This window comes from Bradyrhizobium sp. CCBAU 45384 (assembly GCF_028128665.1).
Classification (GTDB): domain Bacteria; phylum Pseudomonadota; class Alphaproteobacteria; order Rhizobiales; family Xanthobacteraceae; genus Bradyrhizobium; species Bradyrhizobium manausense.
The window spans coordinates 1-15015 of sequence record NZ_LBIZ01000071.1; the positions used below are offsets into that span (position 1 = coordinate 1).

The following is a 15015-nucleotide window of genomic DNA, read 5'->3' on the forward strand; positions in this document are numbered from 1 at the left end:
GGCGATCCGAGCTCTCTCAGCTTCCGACCGCACACGACGTCCTGACGGCCCTTCGAGGATCTCCAGCCGGCTCACCGACCCCGCCGATGAGCCGTCCAAATAGACGTCCTTTTTGCTGTCCAATCCCATCCGAAGCCTCCGTCCCAACCAGAGGCTTCTTCGCACAGCTATTCCAGTCCCGATGCAAGGGTTCCCGCTTTGCGCTTACGCCAGAACGGACATGCCGTCCTTTGTGACAGGTCGCATGGCCACAATACGCGGCGGTTACGAACCATCGGAATATCTTTGGAGCTCGAACTTCCGTCCAGCAGGCCCGATTGCCCGGGTTCGCTACGGAAGTCATGAGAGAAGATAAGGTAGAACAGGCAGTAGGAGTTGCAGACCACCTATTGAAGCGTGATTGTCTTGCAGTCTTGCGTATTCGGCCAAGACGTCCGGGAAGCATCGGATTTCGTGAGTGTCACCGTCGGGTCAGTAGGCGCGCCATTATATTTGAGAAAATAACCAGTCTGGTTGGCTTCCGTCGAGCCATCAGCATTGGTTGTCGAAACCACCAGGGCGCTTTGTGCAACCGGATTGAATTTGAGAGTTTGACCTTTGGCGACACTTGTTGGCACCGCTGCAAATGGACCGAATACTTCGGAGTAGATCGACAAATTAGGGTCGACGAACTCTTGGATGCTTTGCTGAACGTAGAGCTTACTGGGGTCAAAAGCGAAGGCGGCATTTCCGCCAGTGTTGTCGAGCTTCTCTATCCCAAACACCACGAACGCAGCGTTGGGACCTGCATTGACGATTCCGCCGCCACTTTTGGCAAACCCATTACAAGCCCCAGTCTGGTGGTACGTGATGTTAACTGGCGATGCAGGGATTGCGCTGGTCGATCCGGTCGCCAATTCGTTCAAGAGGGCGCATTTGGGCGTGCCAAGGCCGGTTGCCAGATCATAACCGGCCACCGCCGAGAAATTACCTGCACTCTGGGTCCAGGTGTTGCGCACGATGCGCGGCAAGCCGGGAATTGGATTGGGGATCGAGCCAACGCAAACCGCGGAGGATACTCCTGCCGAGCCCGAGCAGGATCCGTTGCTGTTCCCACTTGCAATATCGTTGAAGCTCAACGGGTAAGCCGTCGCGTTTTTAGCCAACGAATAAAGAAACGCATTCGCATTTCCAACCCGACCTGCGCCCGTTGGTGTCGAGGCCGAAATTTGGTTCACGATGGCGATGAGACCTGCCCAAATGGGCGCGGCCGCGCTCGTTCCAATGAAGCCGGCATTGGCCTGCGTACCCGTAGTTGGATTGGTGAACACGACGCCGAGGTTAGCTCCGACAGCGGCGACATCGGGCAGGTTGCGCTTGGTGGTCGATCCGCCATTTTTCGACATGTCTATCCCGACTTGGTAAGATGGAATGTTCGTATTCGCCGCGATCCCCCCGCCACTCGCCCCCTGGCCGTTCGTGTTCCAGGTTGTCTCCGACTGATACGTGACCGGGAGGCCGGCCGGCGTATTGAGGGTAAGAGTCGTCCCGCCCACCACGGTCACAGCATCCAAGGAGCGAATATCACCGGGATCTGTCGACCAGGAAACGGCCCCTTCATCCCCCGAAGCTTGCAAGAAGGTCTGTCCTTGCAGAGCAAGCTGATAGAGCGCCTGCTGCGAATTTGCGTCGGTGCTGAAAAACCACGAACTGCTGAGCTGATTGATCAGCGGCAGTGTTGTCGCCATGGAATTCAGGATGTCGTTATGGAAGGTGGCATTGCCGGTATTTGGTGCTTCAAACACTTGGACGGAGGCCAGACCAGGGGCAACCCCAATTGCCATCTGAATGTCTAACGTCACTTCGCTGCTGCCGAGCACCGTAGCTGGCGCGCCGGTTGCTCCGTCGAGTAATGTCGTAGCGATGTTTGGCACCGGCGAGGTTGGCTGGCCCGCAGCATTGCACGTGGCACTCCCGAACGTGCACTCATAGGCAGGAATATCGGCAGCGGTGAAGCCGTCCAGTTCGAACAGACCCACGCTCTGTCCGGCTCCGGTCAGGTTTGTACAAGAGGCGTAGGCCGCCCTTAAATCGCTCCCCCTGAACCTGCCACCCGGTCCGGTGCCCTGACCTGGGGTTGCGATAATCCGATTGTCGAGCCCGCTGATCCAAAGCAGCTTGGTATTCAGATCGAGTGACGGATCCCGGTCGGTCGCATAGAAGGCCGTCCCATCGGGCCGGCGACGGAGGTTCAAGCCAATGTAGAGAGCCTCCTCGACCAGTGCTGCTGGACCGCTCACCGTCACGAACAGCCGGTTCGGGTACGTCTTCGCGACAGCCAAACCATGCGCGGTTGCCCAATCCAGGACAGCTTGATAGTCCGGCTGGGTTGCTCCGTAAGTAACTGTGAACTGGTTCGGAGTCAGGTACTTCCGGAAGGAAGGATTTGCCGGGTCTGAGACGTTGTGTGCCCCTTGACGCATGGCAGCAGGATCCGGCGACGGCAAGCCGATCCCTAACGTGATCGTCTCAGTACGGGGCACGGGCCCGAGCAGCGCTGCGTCACGGATCGGCGGAATAAAATAGCCAGACAACTGCTGAGAGCCGTGTCCGCTGAAAGCCGGACCCGCGAGGCCATCCTCGAAGTTGACCTGGACATGCTCGCCGGCGGCGATGGCGAATGCCGCGAAGGCGCCCCTTGCTCTGACGTGATCAGCGAAGTGCATCGAGCCATGAGGCGCAACGACGAGTGCGCGCACCGAACTGGCCTCCCCAAAGGAAGCTGCAGGCGTCCCACTTACATCTTCACCCGCAATGGTGATTTGGAAATGCTGAGCCGAAAGGTCGAAATCAGAACGGATCGCGCCTCGGCGACCAACCGACAGGGTTTCGGCGATTGCAACACGAACGCCACCGACCACGGCAAGCAATCGCCCTCCGTCACCGACCCGGACATTTCTGACGCGATATTCGCCTGGGTTGAGAACTACCGCGCCCTCAATATGGAGGGTCCCGTACTCACCAGGCAGCAAAGCCAAGGCCTGATCCTGCTTGACTGCAATGTCCGGCTTTGAGCCACCGCCATGGGCGAGTGGAAGTGGCGGCATCCCGGCTGCGGGAAAGGCCGCTGCAGGTGCCAGCGTTATCCCGTTGTCCTGAAAGCGCGAAGCTGCGACCAATCCAAAGGTGACGGACTCGCCGAGGCCGACTGAACTGGCGGCAATGATGTGCCCTGGATCAATCCAGGCTTTGTTACCGATACGGAGTTGAGGGTCCGGCGTCTCGGCGAAAGATCTGACCCCCAGATCGCCACCCTCAACGCGGCTACATTCCCCCAAATTGAGGTTTCGATCGGCGTAAAGCACGAAATGTTCAAGGCTGAGCTTTCCGTCAGCCGGGAGCGTGGCAGTCTTTGCGTGCCCGCGCTGGTCGTGAAGGCACCTGTCCTCCTCGTCCGGCTTGCACTCGTAACCCCTCTCACAATGATCCCGGCAGGTCTGCTCGGGCTCGCACCTGATCTCGCAGGGATTGTGGCGGCATTGGTCACCGCAATGGCACTCCGCTCGTCTTGCGCATCGCTCTGATGGCTGATCGCGGTCTGAGCAGCTTTGCTCGCGGTGTGGAGGGATGTCCTGTGGGTTCGGAATAGGAGCAGGATAGGTATTCGGGGCTGGCTTGGGGAGATTGGGCAGCTCGGCCTGCTCGGTTGCAGCTCGCGCGAAGTCCGGTTGCAAACCAAAGCTGGGACAACCGCAGCAGATTCCCAATGCGAGCAACGCGACAAAACGCAGCATGGTGGGTCTCCCCAAACCAGGAACATTCAGTGCGCGCTGGTAAAGATAAGCTATCGGGTCGAGCCGCGATTGGCAATCTCAAAGTTGTAAGGCCTAGTCCTTCAACTTATCGCAGATTTTTCTGCGAAGCGAAGCTTCCTGCTTCGCGCGGCGTTCGTGCCTCGCCGGTAGTTTCGATTCCTCGGCCCTTCGGAAAGGTAGCCGTCCAGCACAGCTTGCTTCCCATTGCCGATGAGCCAAGTTGTCATTCTAGCTCTGCTTCTGAAGCAACTCCGGAAGATCAGGGTGGCGAGGTTACCATGATCGAGTTCGGAGAGGCATTCGCACGCGCTCGGTGTGAACGGTCGGAGGCCGGAGCCAATGATGTACCCTCCGAAGAGTCGACCGGATTTGTGCGGCCATCCGGAAGCAAACAGTACCTTGATTCTGATCCTCGAAGTTACTGGCTATCAGCATGGCGCAGCGGATGAGGACGGACGAGTCTGCTTTTACGACACTCGGTATTTTCCGTTCAGGGCCGCTTTTGTGCCATCAGCGACCTCGGGAGATGTCCGCTGTCCCGCCGGTGTTAGGAGTTGAGCGGACCTCCAGCGGCCAGCCGCTTAATTTGTACGCGGCCTCGATCGGCCGTAAGGCTCGGCCGGTATTGCATTGGTGCCGGCCGAGCCAGAGCTCCGAAAGGAACCGAAAAGGTGAGGGCAATCACAGACCGTGACGCTTCTTTGCCGACTGATGCGCGACCGGCAACGTATGGCCGTCATCAGCAACAGGAGATAATGAGCCTGCCTAAAAATAAAGAGTTGGGCATCCCTTGGGCGACAAAGAGTTGGAGACGGTGAGCGGTGGCTTCACGAGGACGGGAGACTTCTACGGTGAGCCCGTCGTATACACCGTTAAGGATTACGGCACCGCGTGGAATACGGTTTCTCAGCTAAGGTGAAGAACTGGAATAACTGGTTCGGGCCAATCGCGATTAAGGCGTCGCCCACACCTCTTCCACATCTCCAGATCAAATGCGCTGATTGTTCGCAAAGCCCCACGGGACTTTGCACATGAAACATCGCTGCGTCTTTGAAGCCTTCGATCCGGGCATGTTCCCGGTCACGGTCCCTCATCGAAATCTGATCGTTAAATGAATCTCAAGTAAATGCCAAAGATCGCGGATGCGCAACGGCCGTAGAACGACGGACGACGCGGCTGGGCTTAGGTTCGCAGCGCAGCATGGTGTGCGAGGATGATCTTCTTATGGCGGCCTGGCCGAAGGTCTGGTGTATCATCCAGCTCATCACCTTCTCCGGCGCATTCGGATGGCTACTTCTTCAACCGCAGTCCCAACGTTCGCGCCATGCGCCTCACCGATCCGGCGTGGCAGCCAAGTTCAGCGGCTATCTTCGATGCGCCCTGCCGCGCCAGTCCAATGAATCGTTGGACCTCCTGCTCGGCCCATTGCTTTGGCTTCGGTGTTTTCATGATGCGGCGCTCAGGCGGCGACCAGTTAACCAGCGTGCCAAGCAGTCAGAACTTGGGAAATTTACGGGTGGTCCAGCATGCGATGGGCATGCCATCAGCGGCTCACGACACATCGTCCTGACGAATGGAAGAGGCCGCCTACCAAGGCGGCCTCTTGTTTCTCACGGGAGGTTGTTGTTGTTGTCTATTGTGTCTCCAAAGGAACTGTTTCCAGTAAAGATGCTGCCAGACGCAAAGTTTTTAGCCTTAATGCCCGCAATGATCTGCGCTTCATTCGTGGGTACGGACATTCCGCCGCTGATCTGGTCGAGCTCATCGATCGACAGTTTGAGAATTTCGATTCGCGCAAGCTGCGTCATGTTCATTCTCCCTGGTTCATGAGGGGTTGCTCCCCGTTCAATCTCATGTCGCAGGTTTAGACTGCATAATTAATCTGCGCAGTGACGAAGGTCACACACTCCAGAGCGAGGCGGCGCAATCGACGCTGATGACCCACATCGGTCATAGCCCGACCCGAAATCTCGCACCGGGCCGTCTACTGCCGTATCGCCGTGTGATATCCTCACTCGAAAGGAGTGGAGGGACTGCACGGTGAAACGCTGCGAGTTCATTACGCTGCTAGGCGCCCCAGCGGTGGCACACAGCGTGGTCGGTAAGCGCTGATGGGTATAGCAAGCAAAACAGTCAACCTTGCTTTACAGGGTGGCGGTGCGCATGGCGCCTTCACCTGGGGCGTTTTGGATCGCCTGCTCGAAGATGAGCGGATATCGTTTGAGGGGATCTGCGCTACCAGCGCTGGCGCCATGAACGGCACGGTCATGGCGTACGGCCTCACGATAGGCGGCCGCGAAGGCGCAAAACTCTCTCTCGCCGAGTATTGGCGCCGCATCAGTGAAGCTGCGGCCTGGGGACCGCTGCAGCCGTCCATTTTTGATCGTCTGTCGCAAAATCGCTCGCTCGAGAGATCGCCGGCCTTCGTGTTCTTCGACATGATGACACGACTCTTGTCACCTTATCAGTTTAACCCGTTGAACTACAACCCGTTGCGGGACGTGCTCGAGAAGACCATCGATTTCGACCGGCTGCGCAGGGAGAATGTCGTCAAGCTGTTCCTTTGTGCGACAAACGTCCGCACTGGAAAGGTGAAGATCTTTGAGAACCATGAACTCACCGTCTCGGCCGTTCTCGCTTCCGGGTGCCTTCCGCAGCTCTTTCAGTCTATCGAAATCGATGGCGAAGCCTATTGGGATGGCGGTTACATGGGCAACCCAGCAATCTTCCCGTTGATCTATGGTTGCGAATCCACAGACGTCATTGTTATTCACATCAATCCAATTGTGCGTGGGGAAATTCCTCGCACGGCGAGCGATATACTAAATCGATTGAACGAAATTAGCTTCAATTCGTCGCTGATGCGCGAGATGCGAGCAATTGCCTTCGCCAACAAGCTCGTCAGCAGAGGCGCGCTGCGCGACGAGATAAAGACGATGCTGATTCATGCCATAGAGGCGGAGTCGTTCATGAAAGATCTGGGCGTCGCCTCCAAGTTCAATGCAGACTGGGAGTTTCTCACCTATCTGCGCGACGTAGGCCGTACCTGCGCTGAGGAGTGGTTAGCCGCAAATTATTGCCATATCGGTGTGCGTTCGACCATCGACATTCACGGCAGATACTTGTAGCGCGCTAGATTAGTGCGGCAATACAGGCCAACCCCAAAACTAGCGCCTAGGCGTTAGCCGAGGGTAGACGGCCTCGCGCAGGTGTTCGCTACGCCGAGAGCTTCCATGTTCTTGATCGTGGAGGCGCAACCACCTACGCTCGCTGATAAGATTCGTAACGTCATTCCGGTGGGTGTCCCAAGCAGACCTGCGAGTCAACCAAGCGAGATCGCCTGTGCCACCATGAGGCCGGCACCCAGGATGCAGATTAGGCCAGCAAAAAGCTCAAAGACCGACGGTCCGGGGCGGCCCACCGCTACGAGCGCAAGGATGGTCGCGATGCCTAGCCGAATGCCCTGTGGGGTGAGGCTATCCCATCCGATAATATCCCAGCCTGCAAAAGAAAAACTCATTCCGGCCTCCTGTGTTTGAACTTTTTGTTCCCCAGATTTCTGTACACGCAAAGCCTATGACGCCGTGGAAGGCCTGAGGCGACCGATGCGGAGGGTGCCAATAAAGCAAAGACGCGCAGCCGCCCGCGTGAGGTCTATCTCTGGTCATAGCCCGCTGACCCGGTGGAGAAACACTGTACATCGGAGCCGCAGGCTCGAGGCCGTTGGCGTCTTGTGGCAAGTTTACCTGAGGATCGCGAGCGGTGTCCTGATCTATTGAAATAGAATCGACGAACAACTTGGTCTTCTCTCGTGTCCGGCGGGGATCGTCGCGACGAAGGCAACAACGAAAGCGGCTGGCTGGGGCAGCACTGGAGACAAATATGGGAGCAATCGTCCTCGCAAACGAAGGCCCGTCGAATGGGAAGGGGCGCCGATCTCACCGCAAGAAGCATTGCCCACGGCTGCCACCGTCGAATGCTGCGGCAAACGGAAACAAAGGAGGCCGCCCTACCGAAGCGGCCCAACTGCCGTCGCCCCCGCTAGCAGGATGGCGTCACGATGCCGGCGACACCTTCACCTGTGTGGTGGGCCTTTCGTCGGCGAACGTAGGCATCCCCTGATATGCAGATCGGAGAATGCTTGCAACCGACTCAACCGCAACCTTACGCCGGTGGACGATACGGATACGCGCACCGCGAATGGTCTGCCAGCTATGGGAAATCCTAATCCGAGTCATTTAACCTCCGAGGTTCAATGGATGGTGACGGTTGGCTCAGCAGCGTGCTTTCCAACTCACGCCCGGGATAGCCGATCCCAAGGTCAATGACCGTGATGCGCGTCACTGGAACTTCGAGGAGTGAATTGGCTCATGACTTATAGCACTAGGACGGCGGTGAGGTCGGTGCTCTTGGCCGGCACTCTCGGCGCTTATGCTGCACAAATCGACGCGTACATGTTTAGCGGATTCGGACGCTCGCCAGCGATCAACGGCTCAGCGGCTTTCGCTGGGACTTAGCTATCGCGCCGCAAGGCAGCGAACAAGCACCCGGCTTTTTGCAACATGTGACCATGATCACGGCCCTGACGCACGACTTATAGGATTGTCGCGTCTATCAGAGTTTGCTGTTCTTCGAGGGAACACCCTATGAACGTCGTGATTCAAAGACTTAATGGCCTGTGGCACGTCGTCGTCGGGTCATGCCTGCTCCGAACACCTTTCCTTGAGACACAGGACCGGGAGCGGGTCGTTACGTACGCCCGGCGAATTTACCCTGGTGCCAAAGTCTTCGAACGCAGCTGATCTCAAGCGACGCACTCGAGCGGATGCTGTCTGATGCTTGAGGATTGGCAGGTGCCTTCGCGTGGAACCACTCGGCTCACTCGTTAGAGCGCGTCTGGCGAGCGTTCCGATCCGGTCACCGTTGGATGGCTATTGTTGTGTCGAGATTTAATCGTGAAATGTCCCGACACAAGTGTCCAGGCGAGATCAAGGAGCGACGCTCTCACGTAATCGGCGGAGCTGCGACCGGAGCCGTTCGCAACTCAATTCCCTCTCGAAATTGGTGATCGCCGGAAGTGTAGGTTCAGCGCGCAGGCTCTGCAACCGCGCCATGTCGCGGGTGCAGGTATCTTCGGAGCGGACATCCTCATTTCGTACCTGCTGCTTCGCAGCCGCTTGGGGCGCCGCATTTCCATCAGAAGGCAAAGCGCCAGTGCTAACAATACTCTCAAATAGACGCTGTATCTGTGGACGCAGCCGCGTGCAAGCGACCTCGCGTTGGAAGTTGATGATCTCGTTCGGCACAGGGGTGGCGCGCAGACGTGCCAGCCTCGCTTCGTCGCGGACACAGGGGTCCGTGGTTTCGGAGGGCGGCTGCGCGGGAAGCGGCGCGCTTGGAGGCGCTGGATTGACAACGACCGGCTTAGGTAACGCGGGCACCGAAACCGGCGGAGCGGGCGGCGGCACCGGCGGTACATTTGTTGTAACAAACTGCGGCACCAGGGCGATAGTGGCGCCGCCGAGAGAACCATAGATGAACGGCTCCTGCCGTCCACCGGTCATGGTGATGACCTCATCGCGCACGCGGCCTAGCGCGATCCGAATGTCGACACCGGGCTCGGCAAGGTGCCGGATCAGCGCGGTTGCATACGGGCTGTTCACGCCGTCGCCGTCATAGGAAATCGAGCCTGCCTTCGCCGCGAAGGCCACCAGCGTGTCGGCGCTGATTTCATCAAGCTTCGCGAGACCGCCTCTTGTCGGCGAGCGGCTTGCGGACCGCAACTTGGCCGCAAAAGGGTTGTCGCGGCATGCGTCGAGCAGTATCAAACGCAGGCGGCGTACCGGTTGCAGCGCCCAGATGATGCGATCGAGCGCGATAGCCTCGTCGTCGACGTCGTAGTCGTGGCTCAGCTTGGCATCCATCGGTATTAGATAATTCATGCCGCCGATCTCGATGCCGTGGCCGGCGTAATAGACCACTGCCACATCGGCATTCTCTGCAGTAATCAGGAACTCGCGCACAGTGCGTTTGAAGTCGACGACACCGAGATCGTTGCGTGCAATGACGACGTCGAAACCGATAGACTTGAACAGCGTTGCGATCGCTTTGGAGTCGTTGCCGGTGTTGGGCAGCGGCGGTGCGTTCGTATAGGAGGAGATTCCGACCACCAGCGCGACCCGACGCTCCGCTGCGGCCCCATCGGCGAACATCGCGCTGATGACGAGGCAGAGGACGTAGATCAAGAGCCGGCGCGGTTTCATCGTTGCATCAATATCCGTAACTCCGCCAAGAGCGATGGCGCTGCTTACGCTTTTTCGGCGGCTGGCCGTTCTCCGTCACAGTGACGTTGATGACATCTGAGAACACCGCTGGATCATGCGGCACGTGGGTATAGTCGGCGAACAGAAGGCGCAGCTTGTGCTGGCCGATCGGGAGCATGATCTTCGCTTCGGTCTGGCCAGCGCCGAAGTGCAGGTGGTTGAAGTCGCTTGGGATTGGTTGGTCGAGTGGAGGCAACTCGGCATCCACGAGCAAATGATGATGTCCCGTGTTGGGTTTGTCGAAGCCCGCCGGCGCCACGCCCATGTTCAACAAACCGAAGCGGATAACCGGGTTCGGAGAAATATAGGAGCCGTTCTTTGGATAGATGAAATAGACCTTCGCGTCCTTCGGCGAGGAACGACGTCCACCCCCCGCAGGGGTGGCCTGCGCCACCGCCGGCCCGGTTTGGTCAGTAACCTTGACCTTGATCCGCTCGGAGATCACCGGCGGCGAATGCGGGACGTGATTCTTGTCGGCGAACACCAGCTGCAAAGTGTGCTCACCGGGGGGCAGCGAAATCTCTGCCTCGGTCTGTCCAGCCCCGAAATGGAGGTGCTGGAAGTCGTTAGGAATTTCAGCATCCAGCGCGGGCGTTGGCGAGTCGACGATCAAATGATGGTGACCACTGTTGGCGCGGTCCGAACCTGCCGGGGCTACGCCCATGCCGTGCAGGCCAAAGTGTAGAGTAGTCTTGCTTGGCAGTGTGTCGCCATCCTTCAAGCCGATGAAATAGACGGCCGCCCCGGGCGGCGAGGGCGTTGGGCCGCTCGTCTGGGCTTGAGCCTGTGCGGCGTGCCAGTGCATCAAGCCGCCAATAAATGGAACCAGAACCGCTATGAGCAAACGTTGCATCATCGCAATCTTCCCAATGGATAGACCACAATCTGGACCGCAAGAGCCGCGGGAATCTGAAATAGCTGCAACTATCGATAATAGGCCCGTCCTATCGCCATACAGAACGGGGATGAAACGATAACCCTTTGCTCGCCAATGTAAACCACAATCGAGCGGGGCGACTGTCGCCTTGCCGGTCGCAGCCGAATGAAGCATTCTATGCGGCATTGAATGTGACGTATGCATACTCCTGATCGTTTGAGCCGACCGGAGATCAGAAGATGAAATCCGCCGTCTTGTCTGTGATTTTTCTCACAGCACTATTTGCAAGTAGTGCGGCAATTGCCCAGCGAGGGTTAAGCAGCGGCCCACCTGGCGACCCATCATCCGCGCCATCCGACACCAGAGTAGCTCAACAACAGGGCGCCAGTCTGGATCCTGGAGAGTTGTTTCGCGATTGCGATAATTGCCCTGAGCTCGTGGTTGTGCCTCCGGCAGACTTTGTGATGGGATCCAATGACACGCCCTATGAGAAGCCCGAGCACCTGATCAGCATTCGCAAGCCCTTCGCGATCGGGCGCCGCGAGGTGACGTTCGCGCAGTGGGACTCGTGTGCCGATGCTGGCGCCTGCAAAGTGCGTCCCGAGGATCACGGCTGGGGTCGCGGTGACCGTCCGGTTATCAACGTCAGCTGGGAAGATACGAAGCTGTACGTCGCCTGGCTGTCGCAGAAGACCGGACAGAAATACCGTCTGCCCAGCGAAGCGGAGTGGGAGTATGCCGCGCGCGCGGGGACCAGAACGCCATTCTGGTGGGGCAAAGAGGCCGGCGCGGGTCATGCGCAGTGCGACGGGTGCGGAAGTCCAATCAAGCAGCAGGTCGTGCCAACGGGCTCTTTTCGGCCAAATGGATTTGGGCTCTACGACACTTCTGGCAATGCTGCGGAATGGGTCGAGGATTGCTGGAATGATTCCTATCGCAATGCGCCCAAGGACGCGTTGCCTTGGACGTCGGGCGACTGCCGCCTGCGGGTGCTGCGCGGGGGCAACTTCCTCAGCAAGGCCAGCGACGTCCGATCTTCGGCGCGATTTCGCTACGACGTTGACGTGCGCTACTATGCCAACGGATTTCGTGTCGTGCGGGAGTTGCCGTAATCATGCCGCGGACGGAAACGATGCGCGCGATCGTCGGAGCAATACTGGTGTTGTTTGCTGCAGCCCCTGCCGCCCGGGCGCAGTCCTACTCTGCCAGCGGGCAAATCGGCTATCTGCACGAATGGGAAATAACGGGTAATCTCGCGAAAACGGTTACGAGTCCAGGTACTGAATATTCAGGGACGGTCACGCTGCGCCACGTCGGCCTGTGCAGCGTCAATGGCGTAGAGCAAAAGCAGGCTCGTTTGCAGCTGAAAGTGTCCTCCGGGCGGCTGGAAGGCGTATTGATCATGGAAGAGGATCGATGCCGCATCGTCGCATCCGGATCATCAGGTTCGGGGCAGCTGACCTGCGGCAGGGGACAAGACGTTCCGATCAATCTTCTGATCGGCAAAGCGGTTGAGATCGAGGCGGCTGATCGCGCGCGACTTTAGAGCGCAACGATTCCTGTCCTAAGCGCTGCTTGCTCGCCGCGCGACTGTCTGCGACGACTATAATACCGGCGACCGCGCCAACACACGCTGCTGCGGCCGCGACTGGCTTGGCCGCTCCGCCGCATCCGCAAACTCCATTGGAGAGGAGTGCACGGTTCCGGGAGGCAAGAGCTTTACGTGGTCTTTCCCAAATGTGCCGTTGGAGCCACAGGCTGTTCTAGAGATCGTCTCTGCGCTGTGACGGAAGTGCCTCTCGGCGAATATCGCTCCGGCGAAGGCACGCCGGACGATTGCTGCCGTGACCGCGTTCACCCCCTGACAAAGAAGTATCAATGATTGTAGCTCTGGCAGCATAGCACTCTCTCAGTGCGGATTGCCGAGCACGAATGCGAACGGCAGAACGAAAATCTCGTCGCCGGCCTCATCGCTGACGTGCAGAGCCCACTGACGCCAATCTTCCAGGTTGGCAGCTGCGACCAGAGAGCGCACCCTGCGGGTGGCCTCCTCACACGCTTCGACTAGGTCGGATACGAACGTACCGCGACGATCCATCAGTATCCCCTTTGTGTTCGAGCAATGGAAATAGACCTGGGTCATGTACGCCTCCTTGCAATATTCGGGTCAGCAAGCCCGACCCTGCATGTCGGAGTCGTACTAGGCCGCAGAGCAGAGTGTCCGTGATCACCCGCACATTGCGCGGTTTGGTGGCCCCGCGGGGCCGTGGTCGGGCACGCCACATATGCAAGGTATGGATCCGACGTCTGCGTTAGGCCAAGGGCTGTTGTCAGCCGTGCCTGTTCTGTCAGCAGCCGAAACCTCCGCGGCAGCTGTCGATCGTACGTCGGGTTTGGCTCGGCTGGCGCCGCTGGAAGCGGGCGCATGCCGGCAGAGATTGCAACAGAGCGCGGCATCATGTTGCAGTGCTTGCAAACGCGATGCAAGGAAAAGGCTGGGAGGTTTGGCTAGAATGGTGGCGGGACGGCATTGCCCCGCCATTGACCCACAGAGGGCCGTACGAGCATTTCTATATTGATCGGCTAGTCTAGGTCGTTACCCCGCGGCCATAGATAGAACCCGCCGCCAACTCTGAGTGATAAAGCGGTGGCTTCAGGGTGGTCATAAACGTCACAAAGCACAGCGCTCCGATCGCGAAGATGATAAGACTAAAAAAGTGGTTCAGGTTCATCGGTGTTCCTCGCTGCCTCTCGTTTGGGGTCCAATCATACAGCCCGTGAACCGGAGGATGAAGAGATCGACCCGCTTCTTCCGTGACGCCGCTCACATCGAGAGAATTGCCTCTCTGCCTCCCCTGAGACACGCAGCGGCCATTTGCTTGGCTACCTTCGCGATGGCCATGGGGCGCGTTGCCGCGGCGGCCGCGTGATTTCCGTCACAGATCGAAAAGTCAACCCTCAGTATGGTTCGAGCCACATGTTGTTCATTGCAAACCCTGAGGAGGGAACATGAGTGGAATGCGCGAACTGATCGATACAGAACTCGACACCGTGTGTGGTGGGCATCACGGGCATCATCATGGACATCACGGGCTCTTCAGCTTCGGTAACGTCGGCAATATCGGCCAATTCGGCAATATCGTCATAGAGCAAAACATTGCCGTGCAGATTGGCGTGGCTATCGGCAATAACGCCAGTGTCATACAGCAGCTCGGTCAGCTGAACTTCAGCGCTATCCACTAAATGGCGGATCCCGAACACTGCTTGCCCGCTCCCGAGGGTGTTCGGTTACGAATTCAATCGAGAATTCTCATGGATACGGTCGCCGTGACTCAAGGCGCTCGAACAGTATCGACCCGGTGTCGATGCCCAACGAGCGTACCTGTTTCTCATTCTGCGAGGCGCCAGTTCGTGTCTATTCCGGTCGCGTCACGCCCAAGGCTGCGACCGCTTCTGCAACCGCTTCGTTCGCTGGGGGCCTGCGTGCGGAGTTCACGTTCGCGCTTGCCGCGGCCAGTAGTGCCGCTGTCCAGATGATCGAAAGCTCGATTCTCAGCGTAGATCAGCAGTGAGCGCGCATCACCCGGAACAGAGTTCAATCAATGGGAGCGCCAAAGGGTGGGTTAACGCACAAGTTTCATGCGGTAGTTGCCGATCCGGTTCGCAGTAGCGCCCAAGAATTGTCGGGAAGCTCCTGTCTCACCTCAAGGCTCGGTCAATATTTGTTGTCGACCGTGGCTGCAACGCCGATTTAGATCCAAGACCTCGCAATCAGGTGTGGCGGCTAGGCCAACGTCCGGCCGAACAGAAATCGCGAGGCCAGGCTGGCTTTGTCCCATGCCCCCACCGAACTCGGAATGTCGTGGAACGCTTCGCCCTATGGCGAGCTCGGGGCCGTCTCACTGGCTCGATCAGCTCGTTGCGCAAGATGGGCGTTGGCTCCGCGCTAGATCCTTACGCGTCGTGCCTGAGACAGCTAGAGTCGTTTGAGACATGCGAGAGTCCAGGCCACATGAATCGG

10 protein-coding genes are annotated in these 15015 nt (G+C 58.3%); 3 read left to right on the forward strand and 7 right to left on the reverse strand.

Features of this window, described 5'->3' with window-relative positions; translation table 11 throughout:
• Positions 1-386: 386 nt before the first annotated feature.
• Both XH80_RS03600 and XH80_RS03605 read right to left on the reverse strand, forming a co-directional pair.
• Positions 387-3773: a protease pro-enzyme activation domain-containing protein gene (locus XH80_RS03600; RefSeq protein WP_271597361.1), complete on the reverse strand. Its 3387-nt coding sequence runs from the start codon at positions 3771-3773 to the stop codon at positions 387-389.
• Between the two features lie 1631 nt (positions 3774-5404).
• Positions 5405-5602, reverse strand: a complete 198-nt coding sequence (locus XH80_RS03605) for a bacteriocin (protein ID WP_271597362.1) — start codon at positions 5600-5602, stop codon at positions 5405-5407.
• A gap of 303 nt (positions 5603-5905) precedes the next feature.
• Between XH80_RS03605 and XH80_RS03610 the strand changes: the two genes are divergently transcribed.
• Positions 5906-6922 carry a patatin-like phospholipase family protein gene (locus XH80_RS03610; protein WP_271597363.1) on the forward strand — a complete coding sequence of 339 codons (1017 nt, stop codon included), beginning with the start codon at positions 5906-5908 and terminating at the stop codon, positions 6920-6922.
• A 194-nt stretch (positions 6923-7116) separates the two neighbouring features.
• On the opposite strand, the gene XH80_RS03615 is transcribed toward XH80_RS03610, so the two are convergent.
• The 3 genes from XH80_RS03615 to XH80_RS03625 form a co-directional block, all read right to left on the reverse strand.
• Complete coding sequence (locus tag XH80_RS03615; RefSeq protein WP_271597364.1) at positions 7117-7314, reverse strand: hypothetical protein; 198 nt, start codon at positions 7312-7314, stop codon at positions 7117-7119.
• A gap of 1468 nt (positions 7315-8782) precedes the next feature.
• Positions 8783-10057, reverse strand: coding sequence for a caspase family protein (locus tag XH80_RS03620; protein WP_271597365.1), 1275 nt, complete (start codon positions 10055-10057; stop codon positions 8783-8785).
• Between the two features lie 7 nt (positions 10058-10064).
• The gene (locus XH80_RS03625) at positions 10065-10973 is read right to left on the reverse strand and encodes a DUF4399 domain-containing protein (protein ID WP_271597366.1); all 909 of its coding nucleotides are present in this window, start codon (positions 10971-10973) and stop codon (positions 10065-10067) included.
• A gap of 260 nt (positions 10974-11233) precedes the next feature.
• On the opposite strand from XH80_RS03625, the gene XH80_RS03630 reads away from it, so the two are divergent.
• Both XH80_RS03630 and XH80_RS03635 read left to right on the forward strand, forming a co-directional pair.
• Positions 11234-12106: a formylglycine-generating enzyme family protein gene (locus tag XH80_RS03630; RefSeq protein WP_271597367.1), complete on the forward strand. Its 873-nt coding sequence runs from the start codon at positions 11234-11236 to the stop codon at positions 12104-12106.
• A gap of 20 nt (positions 12107-12126) precedes the next feature.
• The gene (locus XH80_RS03635; protein WP_271597368.1) at positions 12127-12540 is read left to right on the forward strand and encodes a hypothetical protein; all 414 of its coding nucleotides are present in this window, start codon (positions 12127-12129) and stop codon (positions 12538-12540) included.
• Positions 12541-12903: 363 nt separating this feature from the next.
• Here XH80_RS03635 and XH80_RS03640 read toward each other — a convergent pair whose 3' ends face one another.
• Positions 12904-13137, reverse strand: a complete 234-nt coding sequence (locus tag XH80_RS03640; protein WP_271597369.1) for a DUF6894 family protein — start codon at positions 13135-13137, stop codon at positions 12904-12906.
• An 815-nt stretch (positions 13138-13952) separates the two neighbouring features.
• A complete protein-coding gene (locus tag XH80_RS03645; protein WP_271597370.1) occupies positions 13953-14255 on the reverse strand; it encodes a hypothetical protein in 303 nt (100 codons plus the stop codon).
• Positions 14256-15015 lie beyond the last annotated feature (760 nt).

What these genes read in the sequence shown, in the direction of transcription:
- XH80_RS03640 (WP_271597369.1), bottom strand. Translation starts at nt 13,137, where the DNA reads ATGACCCAGGTCTATTTCCATTGCTCGAACACAAAGGGGATACTGATG.
- XH80_RS03630 (WP_271597367.1), top strand. Translation starts at nt 11,234, where the DNA reads ATGAAATCCGCCGTCTTGTCTGTGATTTTTCTCACAGCACTATTTGCA.
- XH80_RS03610 (WP_271597363.1), top strand. Translation starts at nt 5,906, where the DNA reads ATGGGTATAGCAAGCAAAACAGTCAACCTTGCTTTACAGGGTGGCGGT.
- XH80_RS03605 (WP_271597362.1), bottom strand. Translation starts at nt 5,602, where the DNA reads ATGACGCAGCTTGCGCGAATCGAAATTCTCAAACTGTCGATCGATGAG.
- XH80_RS03600 (WP_271597361.1), bottom strand. Translation starts at nt 3,773, where the DNA reads ATGCTGCGTTTTGTCGCGTTGCTCGCATTGGGAATCTGCTGCGGTTGT.
- XH80_RS03625 (WP_271597366.1), bottom strand. Translation starts at nt 10,973, where the DNA reads ATGATGCAACGTTTGCTCATAGCGGTTCTGGTTCCATTTATTGGCGGC.
- XH80_RS03620 (WP_271597365.1), bottom strand. Translation starts at nt 10,057, where the DNA reads ATGAAACCGCGCCGGCTCTTGATCTACGTCCTCTGCCTCGTCATCAGC.
- XH80_RS03615 (WP_271597364.1), bottom strand. Translation starts at nt 7,314, where the DNA reads ATGAGTTTTTCTTTTGCAGGCTGGGATATTATCGGATGGGATAGCCTC.
- XH80_RS03635 (WP_271597368.1), top strand. Translation starts at nt 12,127, where the DNA reads ATGCGCGCGATCGTCGGAGCAATACTGGTGTTGTTTGCTGCAGCCCCT.